This window comes from Pseudidiomarina salilacus, assembly GCF_047323925.1.
Classification (GTDB): Bacteria; Pseudomonadota; Gammaproteobacteria; order Enterobacterales; family Alteromonadaceae; genus Pseudidiomarina; species Pseudidiomarina salilacus.
Genome location: NZ_CP178751.1, coordinates 36137 through 56227, shown reverse-complemented (window position 1 = coordinate 56227; position 20091 = coordinate 36137). Strand labels below are relative to the sequence as shown.

Sequence of the window (20091 nt, the reverse complement as noted above, 5' to 3'; positions counted from 1 at the left end):
TCTCCTTACAACTCTGCCAAGTCGACAAGGTTACCCTTGCTCTCAAGCCAATCACGGCGATCGCCAGAACGTTTCTTAGCGAGCAACATATCCATCAACTCTTGGGTGGCCTCAACTTCATCTACAGTTAACTGCACCAAGCGTCGCGTATTCGGATCCATGGTTGTTTCGCGTAACTGCAACGGGTTCATTTCACCCAGGCCTTTAAAGCGTTGTACGTTGACTTTGCCTTTGCGTTTGTCGGCCTCAATTCGATCCAGGATACCCTGTTTCTCGTCTTCATCGAGCGCATAATGGACTTCTTTACCAACGTCGATTCGATAAAGCGGCGGCATTGCCACGTAAATATGACCATGGTCAACCAACGCGCGAAAGTGTTTTACGAACAAGGCACAGAGCAGCGTGGCAATGTGCAGGCCATCGGAGTCGGCATCGGCAAGAATACAAATTTTGCCATAACGCAGTTTTTCTAAATCGTCAGAGTCAGGGTCAACGCCAAGGGCAACTGAAATATCATGGATCTCTTGTGAGCCGAGGATTTGATCGGATTCTACTTCCCAGGTATTCAAAATCTTACCGCGCAGTGGCATCACGGCCTGAAAGTCGCGGTCCCGCGCTTGCTTCGCCGAGCCGCCTGCGGAATCACCTTCAACTAAGAACAACTCACTACGGGCAGTATCTTGACTCGCACAATCCGTGAGCTTGCCCGGCAACGGTGGACCTTGTGTGACTTTTTTACGGACCACTTTTTTACTCGCCCGCATACGGCGCTGGGCGTTATTGATGCACAATTCAGCCAGTTGTTCGGCTTGTTCAGTATGTTCATTCAGCCACAAGCTGAACGCATCTTTCACCACGCCTGAAACAAAGGCTGCAGTTTGCCGAGAGGACAAACGCTCTTTGGTTTGCCCCGCAAACTGTGGGTCTTGCATCTTCACCGACAGAATAAAGCAGCAACGCTCCCAGATATCTTCTGGCGTTAGCTTAACGCCACGCGGGAGTAAGTTACGAAACTCACAGAATTCGCGCATCGCATCTAGAAGCCCCTGCCGTAAGCCGTTGACGTGGGTTCCCCCTTGTGGAGTCGGAATTAAGTTCACGTAGCTTTCAGCAATACCTTCGCCACCCTCAGGCAACCAAGTAACTGCCCAATCGACAGCTTCTTCTTTGCCTTTGAAGCTACCAATAAAGGGTTCTTCTGGCAGGGTCGGCAATTCTTCTACGGCTTCAACTAAGTAGTCGCGTAAACCGTCTTCGTATTGCCAGCTCTGTTCACTGTTATCGACTAAATTGCGGAAAATAATTTTCAGGCCGGGACACAAAACTGCCTTGGCGCGCAGCAAATAGGTTAGCTTGGTTACCGAGAACTTAGCCGAGTCGAAATAGCTGGCATCAGGCCAAAAATGCACGCTGGTACCTGTGTTGCGCTTACCAACTGTGCCGGTAACGGTAAGCTCGCTGACCTTGTCGCCATGCTCGAAAGCCATTTCATAAACTTGGCCGTCGCGCTTAACCTTAATGTCTACGCGCGTTGACAGCGCGTTTACCACGGAAATACCAACGCCGTGCAAACCACCAGAGAAGTTGTAGCTTTTATTCGAAAACTTACCGCCGGCATGGAGTTTCGTCATGATCAACTCAACGCCGGGAACTCCTTCTTCAGGATGAATGTCAACCGGCATACCGCGACCATCATCTTCAACTTCTAAGGATTGATCGGGGTGCAAAGTAACAATAATTTGTTGAGCATGGCCAGCCAAAGCTTCATCAACACTGTTGTCGATGACTTCTTGACCAAGGTGATTAGGACGGGTGGTGTCCGTATACATGCCGGGGCGGCGTCGCACCGGCTCGAGGCCATTGAGGACCTCTATCGCATCTGCTTTATAGTCTGACATGCGCTCTTCTTTTCGGTGACAAGAATTGTAGTTATAGGATGCTCATATACTGTTACAGGACGAGCATAAACTCAAGCTAGTATTCGGTGGCAAGTCCGCGTTCGCGAATAAGTTCGAGCCATTCCTGCAGAAATTTATTCACTTGGAATTTTTCATTACTTTGATGCATAGCTGGATTGGGCTGTTGATAGACTGGCTGTAAACGCTGAACATGTTGACTCCGAGTCACCTCGGCCAGTTGCGCATCATGATACAAACGCACTTCAAGTTCAGCTTCCACTAACCCCGGTAGCTGTTTACTCAAAGCTTGTTGTTTAATGCGAATGTCCGTGGTGTAGGGTGCACGTTGCAACACCGCAACGCGAAAATGTAAATGCTGCCCTACTTTAATCAAGCGCTCACCGCCTTGCTTCATTTGTGCAACCACTTTAAGCAATGCTGCATAGTTGACGGCAGCCAAGCGTTGCAAGGCCGCTAAGTCAAATTGATAGCGTTGGCGTTTGACATCTTTAATCATGATGCTTTGAGTTGCTCCAAATGAAGTTGTAACCATTGTAGACCAATGACACTGGCAGCGTTGTTAATTTTTCCTTGCTCCAGCAAGGCAACCACTTCGCTACGCGAAAGTACATGCACTAAAATATCTTCGTTTTCAGTGGCAAGTCCGCCGTGACGACTCGCTTTGCTACTGTCGACTTCGGCAATATAAACCGAAATTTTTTCACTGCAGCCGCCGGGGGTCGACAAGTAGGTCATTGCATAGTGCATTTTATCACTTTGCAAACCGGCTTCTTCTTCGAGTTCGCGGTGTGCAACACTATCAGCGCTCTCGCCTGGGTCAATCATACCGGCCACAAACTCAAGTAACCAAGGTGAGTCTTGTTGCTCAAGCGCGCCAATACGAAATTGTTCTAGCAATACCAAACTGTCACGCTGCACGTCATAGGGTAAAACCACTACCGCATGCCCACGCTCCATTAATTCGCGATCAAAAACCGCTGACCAACCGCCGGCAAACAAACGATGCTGAATGCGGTAGCGATAAAGGCTCAAAAATCCCTCACGTATCGATTCACGTTCTATAATCTTAAAATCTTGATGATTAAATTTTTGCACTGTAAACCTTTTGTCTTTTGATTTCGTATATTAGAATCTACTAAAATAAATAAACGACAGTAAATTCGCACGTTTTGCTCATAATTGGTTACATTTAACCGATTTCTGTTGCAACTGAAAGCATGAATCCGACAAGCCATCGGAGTATGCTAGTAATCATTCAATTGTGTATGTAAAATACCAAACAAAATTAGCAACGGTCATTTGAGCCAGAACAACCATTCAGGACCACTGAACTCATGAAAAAAACGATTCTTTCTGCTGTTATCGGCCTTACCTTCGCTGCAGGTAGCTCTGTAGTATACGCTGATGACCTCGCACAGGTTTTCCAACTTGCCCTACAAAATGATCCAACGCTGAAACAAGCCGAAGCGCAACGTGAAGCGGCTAAGCAAGGACTCAATATCGCCGAAGCCGATTGGTGGCCACAACTGGGCTTCGAGGCTGGCTACAACCGCTCGACTCGCGAGACGCTTGATTTTGACAGCGGTGGTAACATCTTTATGTACGATGTCACTTCGACCGGCTGGAATGCCGGCGTCAATTTAAGCCAAACGGTTTTCAATAAAGCGACTTGGGAACAAACCCAAATCGCTGAAAAACAAGCCTACCAAGCAGAAGTGAACTATTTAAACGAGCGCCAGCAATTGATGATTCGCGTCGTAAACGCGTACTTCTCAGTACTCGAGCGCATGGATGACCTCGAATTTGCCGAGGCCGAAAAGCGCGCCATTGAGCGTCAATTAGAGCAAACGAAACAGCGTTTCTCTGTTGGTCTTACTGCAATTACTGACGTTCATGAAGCGCAAGCGCAGTTTGACCAAGCCGTAGCGCGTGAAATCCAAGCTCGTAACGCAGTCGAAATCGCACAAGAAGGCCTACGTGAAATCACCGGTCGGTACCACGAAGACTTGGCACGACTTGATACCGAGTCATTTTCGCCAACTTCGCCATCGCCAGAAGCTGCTGACAGTTGGGTCACCACGGCTGAAGACAAAAACCTACAGTTGCTAGTCCAACGCGTTGCCGTCGAAATTTCTGACCAGCAAATTGATCTTGCCTTAGCCGGGCATTACCCGCGTGTTTCACTATCGGGCAGTTTCAGCACTTCAGATAGCGAAAGCGAAGTACAAGGTCGCACCAACAACACTCCGCGGATGGATAGTTCATCGATTGGTTTATCTTTGAATGTGCCTATTTTCAGTGGATTCCGTACCTCATCACAAGCTGAGCAAGCACGTGCAAACTATGTTGCAAGCAGCCAACAGTTGGAATTTACCCGCCGCAGTGTAGAGCGTGAAGTTCGTAACGCTTTTTATGATGTGGTCGCTTCAATTTCAACAATTAGTGCACTTGAACAAGCTGTCGTTTCTGCTGAATCGGCTTTGAAAGCGACGCAAACCGGTTTTGAAGTCGGCACTCGTACCATTGTAGATGTACTTGATAGTACCCGTAACCTTTACAATGCTCGTCGTAATCTCTCGACTGCGCGTTATAATTACATCCGTCAATCACTGACACTGCAGCAAGCTTCAGGTAAGATCGGTGAACAAGATCTGATGGCAATTAACGCAAGTCTAATTAATGAAAATAATTGAGAAACCGAAGTTCGAAGCAAGGTTTTTACTTCCTAAGTATTGGCTGACCTGGTTAGGGGTCGGCCTTCTTTATTTTATCTCCTGGTTACCGTATCGCTGGCAGCTCGCTATGGGCCGTGGTCTCGGTAACCTGTTTTACAAATTCGTGCCGCGCCGTGCGGATATCGCTCGGCGAAATCTTGAGCTGTGCTTTCCTGATAAAACTGCCACTGAGATTGAAAAGCTCGTTGCCAAAAACATGAAAAATACCGGCGTCGCATTTTTCGAAACCGGTATGGCATGGTGGTGGCCCGACTGGCGCATTCGCCGCAAATTACATGTACACGGCGTTGAACACCTCGAGGCTGCGTTGCAAGAAGGCAAGGGTGTGTTGTTGTTGCTGTTTCATTTTCTGAGCCTTGAAGTGCATGCGCGCTTGCACGGTTTTGTGCAACCTGCAGTGGGACTCTACCGTCCACACAACAATGCGGTAATGGAGTTTTTGCAAACTCGCGGACGTGGGCGCTCCAACAAATATATGATCCCGCGTACCGATGTGCGCAGCATGATGCAAGCTATCGCTCAGGGTGAAATTGCTGGTTACCTGCCCGATCAAGATTACGGTCGACGCCGTACTGTATTTGCACCCTTTTTTGCCGTTGAACAGACCAGTACCACAACCGGTACGCTGTTATTTGCGGCGCATGACAATTGTGCGGTATTGCCTGTCACCTGCTTTCGTCGTGACGACGGTAGTGGCTACGATATGACGTTCTATCCGGAGTTTGAGAACTTTCCGACGGGCGATGATGTGGCCGATGTTACTCGCGTTAATCAAATGGTCGAGTACGCCGTCATGCAATGCCCTGAGCAATATTTATGGGTACATAGACGCTTCAAAACACGACCAAACGAGAGCGATCCCGACCTTTATCGCCGTTAATCCTTGTGATCTTCGAGCACGGCAGCGAAGCAATGCTGCCAAGCCTCGGTGACCACTTTACGTTCTTTTGCTACCGGCTGGTGCGTCACATTACCACGGTCATCGAGCGCAAGTTGATGTAACCATTCTCGACACCGTACATAAGTCGCAATCAATTGATTCGCTTGCTCAGCAGGCAACAAGTCGAGATTGGCCACTTGTTCCAGAATACGCACATTATCTGTCCAAGTGGTAAGTTCAGGGTATTCTGCCGCATAACGTAGTACTAGAAACTGCACCAAAAATTCAATGTCCGTGATACCCCCAACACCTTGCTTTAAGTCGAAAGCGTGGCCTTCAGTTTTCTGTAACTTATGGGCGCGCATTTTTTCGCGCATGGTCACCACCTGATCAGCTAACTCTTGAGCGTCGCGCGAGCGGCACAGCTGTTGTGCGCGCATAGTGGCGAATGCCTCACGTAATGAGGCTTGGCCGAATACCGCACGCGCTCTTACTAAAGCCTGCAACTCCCAGGTCCATGCCTCATCCTGTAAATAGCCTTCATAGGTTTCGAGTCGCGTCACCAAAAGCCCCGCTTTGCCAGAGGGCCGTAAACGCATATCGACATCGTACAAAATGCCAATCATGGTACGAGTGGTAAATAAATGCAGGATTCGCTGCGCCAAGCGCAAATAAAACTGCTGAACTTCAATGGGCTTGGCACCATCCGTCTCGCCTTGATAGTCACTATCGGTCACAAAAACCAAGTCAAGGTCGGAGCTATAGCTAAGCTCCAGCCCCCCCAATTTTCCGTAAGCAATCACTGCTAGGCCGGTATCTTCCAGACTCCGCCCTGGGGGCGCACCATATTTATGGGTCAGTTGCTGCCATGCAAGGCGCACCACATGACCGATAATCGCCTCGGCCAAATAACTCAGGTGGTCGCTGACCTTCATTAACGGCAACGCACCACTAATGTCAGCCGCAGCGATTTTTAACTGACAGGATTGCCGGGCTTGGCGCAAGCCATTCATTTGTGCTTCCAGATCTTCTTCATGCTCTGGAATCCGCAGCAAATACTCATTCACAATGACTGGGTATGCGGTCAGTTCAGGCAGCTCATATAGATGGCGAGGATCGATCAGTTCATCCAACAAAATCGGATAGTTCGCTAGATGTTTAGCTAACCACGAGCTGGCGCGGCATAATTTGATGAGTTGCTCACGCGCGCCCTGATTTTCAACCAATAATTCGACATACGCAGTGCGGGTCATAATTTGCCGCAACACGCCAAACACACGCTCAATGACCACTTCGGCATCAGCCAAAGGCAAGGCGCGCTGTAATAAAGTAGGTACCAAACGCGCCATAGCTTTGCGTCCACGCGGACCACTACCGCGCTTACGGAGCTCCATCCGCAGTTCACTAACTGCTTGCCAAATTTGCTGGGCGCGTTGCTTGTTCAAGCCTGCTTCGAGCAATACATCAAGGGCAGTCGTCTCCTCGACCATGTCTTGCCAAAGTAACTGCAAAGCTCCCGCATCTTCTTCGTCTTGCTCGTTGTCGCCAATCACATCACGAAAATGCTGGTGGATAGCTGCCATAACCGTTTCAGTTTTCGCCAATAACTCGGACCAAGACATGCTAAAGGCAAGCGCCACACGCTCTTGCTTCTCAGCTTCGGTCGGCAATGTCTGTGTTTGCTCATCGTTCAGCTGCTGCAACACATGTTCCAGCTTACGCAAGAATCCGTAGCCATCAAGCAAGGTGTTAATCGTAGCGGCTGGTAGGAGCTCTAACTCGGCGATTGCCGTATAGGCCTGATAAAGACTTTGTGTCTGTAATTGCCGTTCTTGACCACCACGAATGAGTTGGAAAGTTTGCGCAATAAACTCGACTTCGCGAATACCTCCTGGCCCCAATTTAATATTGTCCTGTACGCCTTGGCGTCGCGTTTCTTGGGTGATGAGGTTTTTCATCTTGCGCAAGGCATCGATTGCTGAGAAATCGATGTAGCGGCGATAGACAAACGGACGTAACAACTGTTGCAGCTGTTTCTGCTGCTGCGCAGTAGCGCCAATCAATCGCGCTTTGACCATGGCGTAACGTTCCCAGTCGCGTCCTTGCTCTTGGTAGTAGTATTCAAGCGCCGCAAGGCTGGTGACCACAGGCCCAGATTGGCCAAACGGCCGTAACCGCAGATCGACGCGAAATACCCGCCCGTCACCGGTGACTGTGTCGAGTAAATTCACCACAGCCTGCACCAGCTTGGTAAAGAACACATCGGTTTCAAGGGGTTTGCGCGGATGATCAGTTTCACCTCGTTCGGGATAGCAAAAAATCAAATCAATATCGGATGAAAAGTTGAGTTCTCGGCCACCGAGCTTGCCCATACCAATGATCATCAATTGCTGCGTATTGCCATTTCCATCAAGTGGCGTACCGTAGCGCTCGACCAACGACTGCATTGCCCAGTCACGCGCGACCGTAATCAGCGCGTCGGCTGCAGCACTGATGTGTTCGAGCATGGTGGGTAATGCAATCTGGTCGGCAAGGTCGGCTGCCGCAAGCGTTGCAAACCAACGCTCGCGAGTACGCCGCAGAATACTTTGAGCGCTCGCTTCATTCGTAGCTTCAGACATCAAGTTTTGCAATTCACTTAAATACGAGCTGACTGAAGGAATGCTAATCTTCCCTTGTGCATCGAGCTTGACTGCATCAGGTTGTTGCTCACGCACGCGAGCAACAAAAGCACTTATGGTATCGATGCGTTGCAACAACTGTGATTCTGTCATCTTACGTCAACCAATACGGCTCTTGCTTTAACGCCGCTTTGCGTGACAGTTCGAGTGCATAGAGCAATGATTCCAATTGCACCGCTTGCCAATTTAACAGCTTCTCCGGTTGTGCGTCATCGTTATCCTTGATGGCTTCACGTAATAGTTTTAACGCCATAATTTCACGGATCCCGCGGGCCATATCCTGCCAAGGCGAGCGAAACATTTCACGATCTTCAGCATCGAACAGAAAGCCAACGCAGTAGCCTAGTTGCAGCGACGCTTGCAGCAGCGAGAGTTGCTTCAAGTAGTACTCAGGCTTGAGTTCGCCTTCGCGGCTAAAGGCATCCACCACATTTTGCCAGTCTTCACGTAAACGTTGCGCCGCCCATTGCTTGAGCGGTAACTGCATCAACTGTTCATGGCGTGGCTGCTGTTGACACAAGGCACCAAGCTCGAGCAAGGTTAGTTGATAATCATCGCGAATACTGAGACTTTGGACGAGCTCTAACTGCACCGCGTGCTGCTGTTGCTCTACAATCTCCTCATATAGCTTCGGATAATTATTCAACGCCCGATGATAAGCCCCGTCTTCCGCAGTCAACTCGATGAGGCCATCATAACGACTCAACCAGCCCAAGTGTCCGAGCATTTGATCGAGCCGCATAATGTGATCACTGACATCAATTTCGAGCATCTGTAGTTGTTGCAATACGACTTTACTTAAGCGAATGCCATCGGTGATACCTGCAACTGCCCGCACACTCGGTTGTGCCGCTAAACACGCATCGTTGTGCTGCCAATATTGCAACGCATAGCCGAGCGCGCGATAGAGTCCAGTGCCGACGTCATCATCTGGGCGTTGCTGCACGAAATGCGCATGGGTAAAAGGCTCCAACACTGACTTACCCGCCAGCAAATAGCCGCGTGCAGCTTTGCTCAAACTGCCCAGCCGCGCATTGAGTCGCGTAATAAAACGCCGCGCCAACTTGTAGGCGTCGTTCACATCGGCACCGTCTTGTACCTCGATTTCGACTTCAGCAAGTGCTTGTTCAGTGTCTCCAGCACGAATACTGCCGCGATCGTAGACCAATTCGATGATTCCATCAGCACTCGGAATGCGCCAACGGTAACGAGTAAAATCTGTGGTAAACAATTCATTTAGGTCGCGATTAATATCGAAGAACGGAAAATCTTCGGGCCAAATCGCTTCATCGAACAGCGTTAAATCAGGCTTGTCGCTGGCAGTGGGAACATTGTACTCCGGGCGGCTATGCATGCCACCAAGCACTTCACCGGCTAATTTAATGGTTTGCTCACGTTGTTCGCCTCGCTGGCGAATACGCAGCCCCATATCATGCTGCCGTAGGCGCAAGTCGTCGGTATCAAAATAACTGTTACTAAGATGCATCTCGGTCATCTCAACTTGTTTCGCGAGGCTCTGACAAAGCGCTATGACCTTATCGGCAGGTGCTTCTTCAACTAACAGTTTTAGTTCGATTTCTTGACTCACAACGACTCTCTTTGCAATGAATGTTTTACGCCTGTCTAAGGTACTCGCAGGTAGGCTATTGGTCAACTCGACAAGGCTTGACAGCGCTGCGCAAAAGTTGCACCGTGGCGGCCTAAGGAAACTTTAGAAAAAGTTGATTGTATGGGCTTTACGCGCACTAAAAAAGGCATATACTGGCGCGCGAAAAATGTCCCTATTTAGCCGTACGGCTGAGTCCTACAGGAGATGCTATGTTCAAAGCCAGTGAAGTACTTACGGCTCAGTATAGCGGTGCCGACCTTGGCACTTTGCAACGCGCAATTACCGACAACTATTTGGTTGATGAAGACGCGTATTTGCATGAACTGATGCAACTGGTACCGAATGATGATGCGACGCTTGATGCTGTAACCGAACGTTCCGCGCAACTGGTCAAAACCGTGCGCGAGCGAGCTGACGGTGGCGGTGTCGACGCATTCTTACAAGAGTACAGTTTAGATACCAAGGAAGGCATTATTCTCATGTGTTTGGCCGAAGCCCTGCTGCGCATCCCTGATGCACGCACTGCCGATGCTTTGATTCAAGATCGTCTTTCCGGCGGTGACTGGCAAAAGCACATGGGTGAGAGCTCATCGTGGTTGGTAAATTCTGGAACCTGGGGGCTTGCGCTCACTAATGCCGTGATCAACCCCACTGGGCAACCAATGGAAACACCACGAGGTGTGTTCCGTCGTTTGACACGCCGCTTAGGCATGCCGGTGGTGCGTAAAGCAACCTATAATGCGATGCGCATTATGGGTAAGCAGTTCGTGTTGGGTCGCAGCATTGAAGAAGCATTGAAGAATAGCCGCGCCAATCGCGACAAAGGCTACACCCATGCCTACGATATGCTCGGCGAAGCCGCCTTAACGGGCGCCGATGCGCGCCGTTACTTCGACGACTACGTGAATTCAATTCAAGTGGTCGCGAAAGAGAAGTTTAACAACCCGAAAGCGCCGCGACCGACCATCTCGATCAAGCTTTCCGCCCTGCACCCACGCTACGAGTCGGCTAACCATGAGCGCGTTCTCACCGAGCTAGCTTCAAGCTTGACCGACTTGGTGAAGTTAGCGAAACAAGCCGATGTTGGCGTCACCATTGATGCTGAAGAGGCGGATCGCCATGAACTCTCGCTGGAACTGTTCGAGAAAGTCTATCGCAGTGGTGTCTGCAAAGGCTGGCCACGCTTCGGTCTTGTTGTTCAGGCATATTCAAAACGTGCACTCCCGACGCTGGTGTGGCTAACTGCGTTAGCAAAAGAATGCGGTGATGAAATTCCAGTACGCTTGGTAAAAGGTGCGTATTGGGACAGCGAAATCAAGCTGTGCCAAATGAATGGCTTAACCGGCTACCCCGTATTCACTCGCAAAGCGAGTACTGACGTAAGTTACCTAGCCTGCTCGCATTATTTGTTGTGCGAGCAAACTGATGGTGCCATTTACCCGCAGTTTGCCACCCACAACGCGCAAACAGTGGTCGCGATTCGTCACCTGAACGAACAGTACCAACGTCGCATCGAGTTCCAACGACTCCATGGCATGGGCGATGACTTGTACGACACTCTGTTACAAGAAGACCCGAACGTGACCGTGCGTATTTATGCCCCCGTCGGTGCTCACAAAGACCTGTTACCGTACTTGGTGCGACGTCTGTTAGAGAATGGTGCGAACACGTCATTCGTGCACAAACTGGTCGACCCAGCGACGCCGGTTGATGAACTGATCAAGCACCCAATGCGCACCATTGCTAAGTACGAAACCTTAGCAAACACCAAAATTCCACTACCGACGCAGATTTTTGGCGATCGGAAGAACTCGTTAGGATTGAACATGAACATTCATTCTCAAGCAGATGACTTTATTGCTGCGGTGCAGCAATACCGTGACAAACAGTGGCAAGGCGGCCCTATCGTCAATGGCGATGTGGTCACCGCACATCACCAAGTAGCGATCCATAGCCCACAGGAAACTGGCCGTAATATCGGTACCATTTGCTGGGGCGATAAAGCCTTAGCTGAGCAAGCACTGAACAGTGCGAATGCTGCTTACCGTCGCTGGCGTGATACGGATGTCGAAATCCGCGCACAAGCGCTGGAGAAATTCGCTGACTTGATGGAAGCCAATCGCGAAGAGTTAATCGCGCTGTGTACTTTGGAAGCTGGTAAAAGCCTACAGGATGGTATCGACGAAGTGCGTGAAGCGGTCGATTTCTGTCGTTACTACGCGGTTGAAGCGCGTAAGCTGATGGGCGAGCGCATTAAGTTGCCAGGACCAACAGGCGAAACCAACGAGTTATCAGTTGAAGGTCGCGGCACCTTCATCTGTATTAGCCCATGGAACTTCCCGCTCGCTATTTTCACTGGCCAAGTAGTCGCAGCACTCGTTACTGGTAACTGTGTCATCGCCAAGCCAGCAGAGCAAACCGGCCTTATTGCATTCCGCGCCGTCCAGCTTATGCTCGACGCCGGTATCCCAGGTGATGTATTGCACTTCATGCCGGGTAGCGGTGCCGAAGTGGGCTCGTTCTTGACCAGTCAAGAAGACATTGGTGGTGTATGTTTCACCGGGTCTACCTACACTGCACAGGCGATTAACCGCGCACTGGCAGCGCGCACTTCGACCATTGCCCCATTGATTGCCGAAACCGGTGGCCAAAACGCCATGCTGATCGACTCCACCGCCCTGCCTGAGCAGGCAGTAACAGATATCGTCGCCAGTGCCTTCAAAAGTGCCGGTCAACGTTGTTCAGCGTTACGCGTTTTGTTCGTGCAAGATGACATCGCGGACCGCGTCATTGAACTGCTCAAAGGTGCCATGGCAGAGCTAAAAGTTGGCGACCCTATGTTGCATGAAACCGATGTTGGCCCAGTCATCGATGGCGCTGCGAAGCACAGCCTTGAACAACATGTGAACGATATTTCACAAGCCGGTCGCTTGATTGCTCGCGCACCTATGCCTGATTACGTCAACGGTGGTACTTTCGTGGCACCTACCGCAATTGAAATCGATAGCATTAATCAGTTGGTGAAAGAGAACTTTGGTCCGATTCTGCATGTGATCCGCTATTCAGCAGATAAGATTGATGAAGTGATCAATAGCATCAATGCTACTGGCTTTGGCTTGACCTTTGGCATCCACAGCCGCAATGAAACCTTTGCTGCTGATGTGGCACGCCGGATTGATGTTGGTAACGTTTATATCAACCGTAACCAGATCGGTGCGGTGGTGGGCGTACAGCCATTTGGTGGCCGTGGTCTATCAGGAACCGGTCCAAAAGCGGGCGGACCACACTATCTGCCACGCTTCGTTACCGAAAAAACGCGCACCAACAACATCACTGCTGTTGGTGGCAACGCTACCTTACTTTCGCTGGGTGATTAAAAATCACCCAGTTCATGTAAGTACAATGATTGGCTGCCGTCGTTAATGGCGGCGGCCAAACCTTCGATACGCGGCAACAGTCGCGCCATATAAAACTTCGCAGTTTTCACTTTACTCGCTAAGTACGGCCGCTCAGTAACCAAAGGTTCTGCAGTTTTGGCCATACGCAACCACAAATAGCCGTAAGTGACATAACCAATCAAATGTAGGTATTCAACCGCAACGCTATTGACGATGTTCTCATCCGCAGCAACTTTAGTCAGTACCTGTTCAGTGACACTGGCGACCAGCTTCACTGCTTCACCCAGTTGTTCATATTCTTTAGCAAGCTCAGCTTGCGGCTCTGCCAGCAACGCTTGAATGTCTTCGAGCAACGGCTGCAATAACTGACCACGTGAACCGGCAACTTTGCGACCAAGCAAATCTAGTGCTTGGATACCGTTGGTGCCTTCATAGATTTGTGCAATACGACAATCGCGCACCAGTTGCTCTTGTCCCCACTCACGCACATAGCCATGCCCACCGAAGATTTGCTGACCAAGAATGGTGGCTTCCAGCCCAGTGTCAGTAATAAATGCTTTAGCAATCGGCGTGAGCAACGCGACCAGAGCATCAGCACGTTCTTTCTCTTGCTGGTGGTCGCTGTACTTGGCGATATCTAGTTGTTGCCCGACGTAAGTCGAGAACGCCCGACCGCCTTCAACGAAGGCTTTCATAGTTAGCAACATACGGCGAATATCGCCATGCACGAGCAATGGGTCTGCTTCTTTCTCCATTTGCCGGGTTGCTTTGGCACCACGACCTTGAATGCGATCTTGTGCATATTCAAGCGCATTCACGTACGAACGTGCGGCAGCGCCGAGTCCCTGAATACCCACACCTAAACGCTCGTAGTTCATCATGGTGAACATCGCTGGTAAGCCTTGGTGTGGTTCACCGACGAGCCAACCTTTCGCACCGTCAAAATTCATCACACAAGTAGCAGAGGCGTGGATCCCCATTTTGTGTTCAATAGAGCCACAATGCACTTGATTCCGCTCACCAACATTACCGTCAGCGTCTGGCAAAAATTTAGGTACTAAGAACAAGCTAATGCCTTTACTACCAGCGGGTGCGTCCGGCAATTTTGCCAGCACCAAATGCACAATATTCTCGGTCAGATCGTGTTCACCACCAGTAATGAATATTTTCGTGCCTGAAATAGCATAGCTCCCATCGGCTTGCGGTTCAGCTTTGCTGCGGATAATACCTAAATCAGTACCAGCATGAGGTTCCGTCAAGCACATGGTGCCGGTCCACTGACCCGACGTCATGCGAGGTAAATACAGGTCTTTCAGCTCATCAGACGCATACTGATCGATGGTGATAATGGCACCGGCGGTAAGGCCTGGATAGAGAGAGAACGAAATATCTGCTGCGCACAAGATCTCTTCGTACTGCGCTGAAACGACTTTCGGTAGACCCATGCCACCGTATTCTGGATTCGCGGTAACCCCCACCCAGCCGCCTTCGGCTAATTGCTTGAAGTTCTCTTTGTAGTTTTGTGGCGTCGTGACCTGGCCGTTGGCGAACTTTACGCCCTCTTCGTCGGCAGCGCGCGCATTGGGCGCAATCTGGTTTTCTGCGAGTTTTGCTGCTTCATCGACAATTGCCAAGGCCATTTCCATATCAACTTCAGCAAGTTGTGAGAAACGCGCCCAATCTTGGTCAACATGAAAAACGTCTTGCAATAAGAACTGGATGTCCTCGCGGGGTACTCGGTAATCAGCCATACAACACCTCAACTAAATCAAACAAAAGATTTAAACAGGTGTTTTAATACCAAGTTCCTAGGGTCTTGTCCAGTCCTGCAATGCCGGTTGCCGGAAAGCTGTATTGCCATAAGCCAATACAACATGATTCGGAGCAATCGTAAGCACCTGTATTCCCTGCCATTGATCACCTTGCCATAAGCGTTGCCCAGCAAGCGAAACGAAGCGACTATCGGCGCGTGAGGAGTACTGATGCGCATCGTAACTAAAGGAAGGTATTTGTCGCTGTAATTGCTGAGATAAAGCACTCAGTTGCGGCACGATTGAGTCCTCTGCAAACGCCTCAGTGCCTCCCCCCGTTTCCGCTACCGCCTGATCAAACGCCGCGAGCAAATCTGCGGGGACTTGCTCAAGATCAACTCCGCGGTCATTCACTGGAGAAGCCTCTGGCTCTGGTGTTGAGCTAGGTAAAGGCCGATCCGTATTGACCTTTGCCACCTCGGTTGAAGTCGTGGTGGGGAGCTCTACCTGACGGATGCGAGTCGGCTCACCGAGTCGCCACGTTGGCGCGGATATTGTTTGTGGTTGCGCTTCCATCGGCGCCGCTGGAGCCATAAACCACCCCACTGCAAACCAGCCGAGCAATGCCGCAACCGGCACTGCTAGCCACGGCATCCAGCGCGTTACCGGCGCAATACGCTGATACGCCGGTGCCAATTCAATCGCTTGCTGTTGCGGAATAAACTTAGATTGTTGTTGGCGTAATGCTTTTAACACGGAAGACATAGCTATTGTTGCTCCTGCTGCGCCGCTAAGCGCGGACCAAAATCGGTATGGTGACTGGTCAACCATGCCAAGGTGAGCCCGTCAAGTTCGCCTGATACCGGCAAGCCATGTTGTTGTTGTAGCGCGGTCACGAGTTCAGCCAAAGAGTCTTGCTGCTGCGCTGTGGTCGGCCGTAACTGTTCACTCAACCAGTGTTGATAAGTATCCGCAGAGCTCAACTGATACCCAGGAGGCAATGGAAACACAGCCAAAAATTCACCGGTCCAATTCGCATTAGGTGTCGCGGTGTCAGTCGTGACCGCCTGCCAACCACCATCTTGCAACTGCAACAGCACGGGCAAATTCAGTGCCTTGATGCGATCAAAGCGTAGTCGACCTTGCACACAACCCAGCTGATATTCTTCCAGCCAACGACACAGTTCAACTTCAGCGGGTGGTTGTGGTAGCTGCCAAGCGCGTAGCAGTGACTGCAGCGGTTGTTGAGCACTTGCTATGGTCACCGGCTGCGCGACAGCACGCGTGTTTGCCGTGGCTGCAGAACTATTGAGCCACCAACTGAGGGCAGCGGTTCCTACTAAGGCAATGACCACCGTTGCCACTAAGGCTATGGACGTGCGCCGCGGTGTTGGGCTGGGGGTCACGTCGAGCTCACGCGCAGCGGCTTTCACCTGAGCTTTGCCAACGACTTGCACTTGGTCGTTGTAAGCGGCAAGTAGCGCCCGATCGCAGAGCAAATTCAGCCGGCGTGGAATACCCTCACTGTAATAATGCACCAGTTTTAACGCTGCGTTATCAAATAACTCTCGCTGCGCGCCTGCTACCTGCAAGCGATAGTTGATGTACCGCTGGGTGTCAGCAGCTTGCAACGGTAAGAGATGGTAACGTGCGGTGATGCGCTGAGCTAATTGCCGTAACTCGCGACGACGCAGCAAGTCTTGCAATTCAGGTTGGCCGATCAGAATTACCCGCAACAACTTGTGCTGGTTGGTTTCGAGGTTGGTCAACAGGCGCAATTGCTCGAGCACTTGTGGGCGCAGATGCTGCGCTTCATCAATCAGCACCACACATTGTTCGCCCGCGGCGTGCGCCGTGAGCAAAAATTCTTGCAGTTTGTCGGTGAGTCTTTTGTTAGTGATATTACGTTTAGCGTAGCGAATGCCAAATTCGTCACACAAGGTTGCCAACAATTCAGTTTCATTCAGCATGGGGTTGAGGATGAACGCAGTACGAGTGGCTTCCGGCAACTGCTCAAGTAAAGCTCTTGAGACTGTGGTTTTGCCAGTCCCCACTTCGCCGGTTAACAAAATGAAACCGCCGCTCCCTTGCAGGCCATAACTAAGATGTGCCAAGGCCTCTTGATGGCGCTCGCTCATGTATAAAAATTGCGGATCAGGCGCAATCGAAAAAGGTTCTGTCTGTAATCCAAAGTAATTCAGATACATAATTTGTTGAACTTCGCTGAATGAAACTAAAGTCAGTGTAACGATTGACTTGCATCAGGGCTAGTCATTCGCGATCATCAACTAAAATTAAAAGGGTGTACCGATGCAAATATATCTTGTTGGTGGGGCAGTTCGCGATAGTCTCTTGGACAAACAGGTCACTGAACGTGATTATGTGGTCGTAGGTGCCACTGCCGAAGAAATGCTCGCGCAGGGTTTTCAGCAGGTTGGTAAAGACTTTCCGGTATTCTTACACCCGCAGACTGGCGAAGAGTATGCACTGGCGCGTACTGAACGCAAACAGGGCGTCGGTTATAAGGGGTTTAGCGTGCATGCCGCGCCGGACGTGACACTGGAACAGGACTTACGGCGCCGCGATCTCACCATTAACGCAATCGCCCAAGCGGCTGACGGCCACTTGATTGATCCTTATGGCGGCCGTTCGGACCTTGCGAAGCATTGTCTGCGGCACGTTTCGCCAGCATTTGTGGAAGATCCACTGCGGGTATTGCGGGTAGCGCGCTTCGCTGCTCGCTTCGCTAAGGATGGTTTCTATATCGCCAGTGAAACCTTGGCACTCATGCAGCAAATAAGTGCCGATGGCGAGCTGGAGAGCTTGGCCAATGAACGGGTCTGGCACGAAACCGTGAAAGCGCTGAATACGTCGCGTCCCTGGGTCTATTTTTCCGTATTAGCCAATGTTGACGCACTGGCCCAATGGTATCCAGAGCTCGCCGACGACGCATTATTACAACGGCTAGAAGCGCGCTACCCCGAAGTGCCAGAACAACAGGCTGAACAAGTCTTTTTGTTGCTCATGGCCGAACTAACTGCAATACAAATTGAGCAGTTTTGTGCCCGTCTACGCGTCCCTAATGAATGGCGGGCATTAGCACTGATCGCCCAGCGTTGTCATGCAAAACACCACGATGTTGCGGCGAGTGACTTGTTCGCTAACTGTTTACACCAGGCAGATTGTTGGCGTCGGCCAGAACGTTGGCAAAAGCTGCGGCAGTTGTGGCAACTGCAAGGTGTTACCAAGGCGACGCTAGAACGTTTGCAGCGAGCATATGTAGCAGCCGTTGCAGTAAATGCCGGTGAGGTGATTGCGGCCGCAGCACAGCGCGGTGAGTCGCTTAAAGGTCCGGAAATTGGCGCGGCGGTGAACCGCGCCCGAGCAGCTGCTATTAGTAATGCGTTAGAGGAAGAGCCAGAGTAAAACAACGCCGAGAAGTAGACGGTAAATCACAAATGGCAGCATGCCCATTTTCTCAATCACTTGTAAAAACAGTTTGATACACACATAAGCCGAAACAAAAGCGACCAAAGTGCCGATTGCGACGAGGTCCCAGGCAACTGGTGCGGTTTGCTGCACTAGTTGTATACCTTTGTAGCCCCCTGCCAGCAGAATCACTGGTATCGACAGCAAAAATGAGAATCTTGCGGCATCCGAACGCGTAAGGCCAAGCAACAGACCTGCAGTCATTGTAATACCTGAACGCGAAGTGCCTGGGATCAGCGCAACTGCTTGTGCAATACCAATAAGCAACGCCTGTCGCAACGTGAGTTTGTCTAGTGATGAGCGCTCGCTGGCTCTGCTATCGGCAAACCACAGCAGCAAACCAAAGAGAATCGTTGTACCGGCAATGACCAGTGCCGAGCGTCCATAATTTTCAATGATGTCGTTACCGAACAGCCCCGCTAGCCCAGCCGGCACTGTAGCCCAAACCAAAAACCAAGCCATACGACCAGCGGCCGAATGGCGGCCACGAAAACTAGCAAACCAGCCAACCAGCAATTCTCCCACCTCTTTGCGGTAGTAAAACATGACCGCCGCCAAGGTACCTACATGAACGGCTACATCAAAGGCCAGGCCTTGATCCTGCCAACCAAGCAATTGCGAGGGCAAGATCAAATGCGCAGAGCTTGAGATTGGCAGAAATTCGGTAAGACCTTGGATTAAGGCTAAAATAATCGCTTCGAACGTACTCAAAATGCCGCTTCCTTGTCGCTCTCGGGGGTGATCAAATAAGGCAGTGCTGGGTAGCGAAATTCTATCGGTTTTAACACCTGCTCGCTATGAAAATTCTGCCAAAGTTCTGCAAAGTTTTGCTGGGTTTCAGGATGCTTATAGCCCGGCGCCAACTCGGCTAGCGGCCACAACACAAAAGCATTAAACAAAACCTCGGGACGCGGCAATTGGATCGGCTTGGCGCACACTAAGTCGCCATAAAGCAACAAGTCAATATCGAGGGTCCGCGGACTGTATTTGGGTAAAGAGGATGGATGACCGTTCGCTTGTTCAATTTGTTTGCATACTTCGCTCAGGGCAGTAAGCGGTAAATCGGTATGAAATCCCACTACGGTATTGTAGAAATCATGGCCGTCAAAACCTACCGCTGCACTCTCAAACATGCGCGCAACGCGCATCGGTTGCTGACCACTGGCGAAGCGGTCATGAAGAGCACGAATGCCAGCTTGCATATGCTGCCGACGTTGGCGATTACTGCCAAGACCAAGAAATACTTGCGTCAATGTCATATCAGTTGCGCTGTCGGGTTATTTCAACACCAACAGTTTCGGCAGCTGCAACGGCTTGCGGCTTGTAAACTGTCACAGTTACTTGAGCTACGGCAAAATCACTCAAAATCAATTCCGCAACTTCTTGTGCGACGGTTTCGATGAGCTGCCGAGGTCGCGCCTCAACCAGCTGCACAACCGCTTTACTCAAGCTATCGTAATCTAATGCCTGTTGAATGTCATCGGTGGCGGCAGCTGCGCGCTGATCCCACAGCATAGTTAAATCAAAAAGCAATGGTTGGGGTTGCTCGTGCTCCCAATCGTAAACGCCAATGTAGGCGTCGGTCTTTAAGCCTTTTACGAACACTTTATCCATTCTGCCCTACTCTAT

Annotated in this window: 15 protein-coding genes; 4 read left to right on the top strand and 11 right to left on the bottom strand. The window is 50.6% G+C overall.

Annotated elements, in window-relative coordinates; genetic code table 11:
* Positions 1-5: 5 nt before the first annotated feature.
* The 3 genes from parE to nudF form a co-directional block, all read right to left on the bottom strand.
* On the bottom strand, positions 6-1898 hold the full coding sequence (gene parE / locus ACJ8W9_RS00240) for a DNA topoisomerase IV subunit B (protein ID WP_411357952.1): 1893 nt from the start codon (positions 1896-1898) through the stop codon (positions 6-8).
* A 76-nt stretch (positions 1899-1974) separates the two neighbouring features.
* Complete coding sequence (locus ACJ8W9_RS00235) at positions 1975-2415, bottom strand: DUF1249 domain-containing protein (RefSeq protein WP_411357951.1); 441 nt, start codon at positions 2413-2415, stop codon at positions 1975-1977.
* Positions 2412-3014, bottom strand: coding sequence for an ADP-ribose diphosphatase (gene nudF, locus ACJ8W9_RS00230; RefSeq protein WP_411357950.1), 603 nt, complete (start codon positions 3012-3014; stop codon positions 2412-2414). The genes ACJ8W9_RS00235 and nudF overlap by 4 nt, the downstream gene beginning before the upstream one ends.
* 239 nt (positions 3015-3253) lie before the next feature.
* Between nudF and tolC the strand changes: the two genes are divergently transcribed.
* Both tolC and lpxL read left to right on the top strand, forming a co-directional pair.
* Positions 3254-4612, top strand: coding sequence for an outer membrane channel protein TolC (tolC, locus tag ACJ8W9_RS00225; RefSeq protein WP_411357949.1), 1359 nt, complete (start codon positions 3254-3256; stop codon positions 4610-4612).
* Positions 4605-5534, top strand: coding sequence for an LpxL/LpxP family Kdo(2)-lipid IV(A) lauroyl/palmitoleoyl acyltransferase (gene lpxL / locus ACJ8W9_RS00220; protein ID WP_411359267.1), 930 nt, complete (start codon positions 4605-4607; stop codon positions 5532-5534). Before tolC ends, lpxL begins: the two co-directional genes overlap by 8 nt.
* On the opposite strand, the gene glnE is transcribed toward lpxL, so the two are convergent.
* Positions 5531-8308 (bottom strand): bifunctional [glutamate--ammonia ligase]-adenylyl-L-tyrosine phosphorylase/[glutamate--ammonia-ligase] adenylyltransferase, encoded by a 2778-nt coding sequence (gene glnE, locus ACJ8W9_RS00215; protein ID WP_411368939.1) that lies wholly within the window; start codon positions 8306-8308, stop codon positions 5531-5533. The genes lpxL and glnE overlap by 4 nt on opposite strands.
* Position 8309: 1 nt before the next feature.
* Complete coding sequence (locus ACJ8W9_RS00210; protein ID WP_411357948.1) at positions 8310-9803, bottom strand: inorganic triphosphatase; 1494 nt, start codon at positions 9801-9803, stop codon at positions 8310-8312.
* Positions 9804-10033: 230 nt separating this feature from the next.
* On the opposite strand from ACJ8W9_RS00210, the gene putA reads away from it, so the two are divergent.
* A complete protein-coding gene (gene putA / locus ACJ8W9_RS00205; protein ID WP_411359882.1) occupies positions 10034-13201 on the top strand; it encodes a bifunctional proline dehydrogenase/L-glutamate gamma-semialdehyde dehydrogenase PutA in 3168 nt (1055 codons plus the stop codon).
* Here the strand turns inward: putA and ACJ8W9_RS00200 are convergent.
* The 3 genes from ACJ8W9_RS00200 to ACJ8W9_RS00190 are packed head-to-tail and all read right to left on the bottom strand — an operon-like array spanning position 13198 to position 17180.
* Entirely contained in the window at positions 13198-14973 is a 1776-nt protein-coding gene (locus ACJ8W9_RS00200) for an acyl-CoA dehydrogenase C-terminal domain-containing protein (RefSeq protein WP_411357946.1), read from the bottom strand. The genes putA and ACJ8W9_RS00200 overlap by 4 nt on opposite strands.
* Before the next feature lie 57 nt (positions 14974-15030).
* On the bottom strand, positions 15031-15738 hold the full coding sequence (locus ACJ8W9_RS00195; protein ID WP_411359879.1) for a general secretion pathway protein GspB: 708 nt from the start codon (positions 15736-15738) through the stop codon (positions 15031-15033).
* A gap of 2 nt (positions 15739-15740) precedes the next feature.
* On the bottom strand, positions 15741-17180 hold the full coding sequence (locus ACJ8W9_RS00190) for an ExeA family protein (RefSeq protein WP_411357944.1): 1440 nt from the start codon (positions 17178-17180) through the stop codon (positions 15741-15743).
* 103 nt (positions 17181-17283) lie between these two features.
* Between ACJ8W9_RS00190 and ACJ8W9_RS00185 the strand changes: the two genes are divergently transcribed.
* Positions 17284-18399: a hypothetical protein gene (locus ACJ8W9_RS00185; protein ID WP_411357943.1), complete on the top strand. Its 1116-nt coding sequence runs from the start codon at positions 17284-17286 to the stop codon at positions 18397-18399.
* Here ACJ8W9_RS00185 and ACJ8W9_RS00180 read toward each other — a convergent pair.
* From ACJ8W9_RS00180 to folB, 3 genes are read right to left on the bottom strand one after another with little or no spacing between them, the layout of a single operon-like run.
* Positions 18379-19173: an undecaprenyl-diphosphate phosphatase gene (locus tag ACJ8W9_RS00180; protein ID WP_411357942.1), complete on the bottom strand. Its 795-nt coding sequence runs from the start codon at positions 19171-19173 to the stop codon at positions 18379-18381. The two genes, ACJ8W9_RS00185 and ACJ8W9_RS00180, sit on opposite strands and share 21 nt — an antisense overlap.
* Positions 19170-19721 (bottom strand): 2-amino-4-hydroxy-6-hydroxymethyldihydropteridine diphosphokinase, encoded by a 552-nt coding sequence (gene folK / locus ACJ8W9_RS00175; protein WP_411357941.1) that lies wholly within the window; start codon positions 19719-19721, stop codon positions 19170-19172. Before folK ends, ACJ8W9_RS00180 begins: the two co-directional genes overlap by 4 nt.
* Before the next feature lies 1 nt (position 19722).
* Positions 19723-20076, bottom strand: a complete 354-nt coding sequence (gene folB, locus ACJ8W9_RS00170) for a dihydroneopterin aldolase (RefSeq protein ID WP_411357940.1) — start codon at positions 20074-20076, stop codon at positions 19723-19725.
* Positions 20077-20091 lie beyond the last annotated feature (15 nt).

Coding starts and splice junctions, on each gene's coding strand:
- parE (WP_411357952.1), bottom strand. CDS start 1,898: ATGTCAGACTATAAAGCAGATGCGATAGAGGTCCTCAATGGCCTCGAG.
- ACJ8W9_RS00235 (WP_411357951.1), bottom strand. CDS start 2,415: ATGATTAAAGATGTCAAACGCCAACGCTATCAATTTGACTTAGCGGCC.
- tolC (WP_411357949.1), top strand. CDS start 3,254: ATGAAAAAAACGATTCTTTCTGCTGTTATCGGCCTTACCTTCGCTGCA.
- glnE (WP_411368939.1), bottom strand. CDS start 8,308: ATGACAGAATCACAGTTGTTGCAACGCATCGATACCATAAGTGCTTTT.
- putA (WP_411359882.1), top strand. CDS start 10,034: ATGTTCAAAGCCAGTGAAGTACTTACGGCTCAGTATAGCGGTGCCGAC.
- ACJ8W9_RS00200 (WP_411357946.1), bottom strand. CDS start 14,973: ATGGCTGATTACCGAGTACCCCGCGAGGACATCCAGTTCTTATTGCAA.
- ACJ8W9_RS00195 (WP_411359879.1), bottom strand. CDS start 15,738: ATGTCTTCCGTGTTAAAAGCATTACGCCAACAACAATCTAAGTTTATT.
- ACJ8W9_RS00190 (WP_411357944.1), bottom strand. CDS start 17,180: ATGTATCTGAATTACTTTGGATTACAGACAGAACCTTTTTCGATTGCG.
- ACJ8W9_RS00185 (WP_411357943.1), top strand. CDS start 17,284: ATGCAAATATATCTTGTTGGTGGGGCAGTTCGCGATAGTCTCTTGGAC.
- folK (WP_411357941.1), bottom strand. CDS start 19,721: ATGACATTGACGCAAGTATTTCTTGGTCTTGGCAGTAATCGCCAACGT.
- folB (WP_411357940.1), bottom strand. CDS start 20,076: ATGGATAAAGTGTTCGTAAAAGGCTTAAAGACCGACGCCTACATTGGC.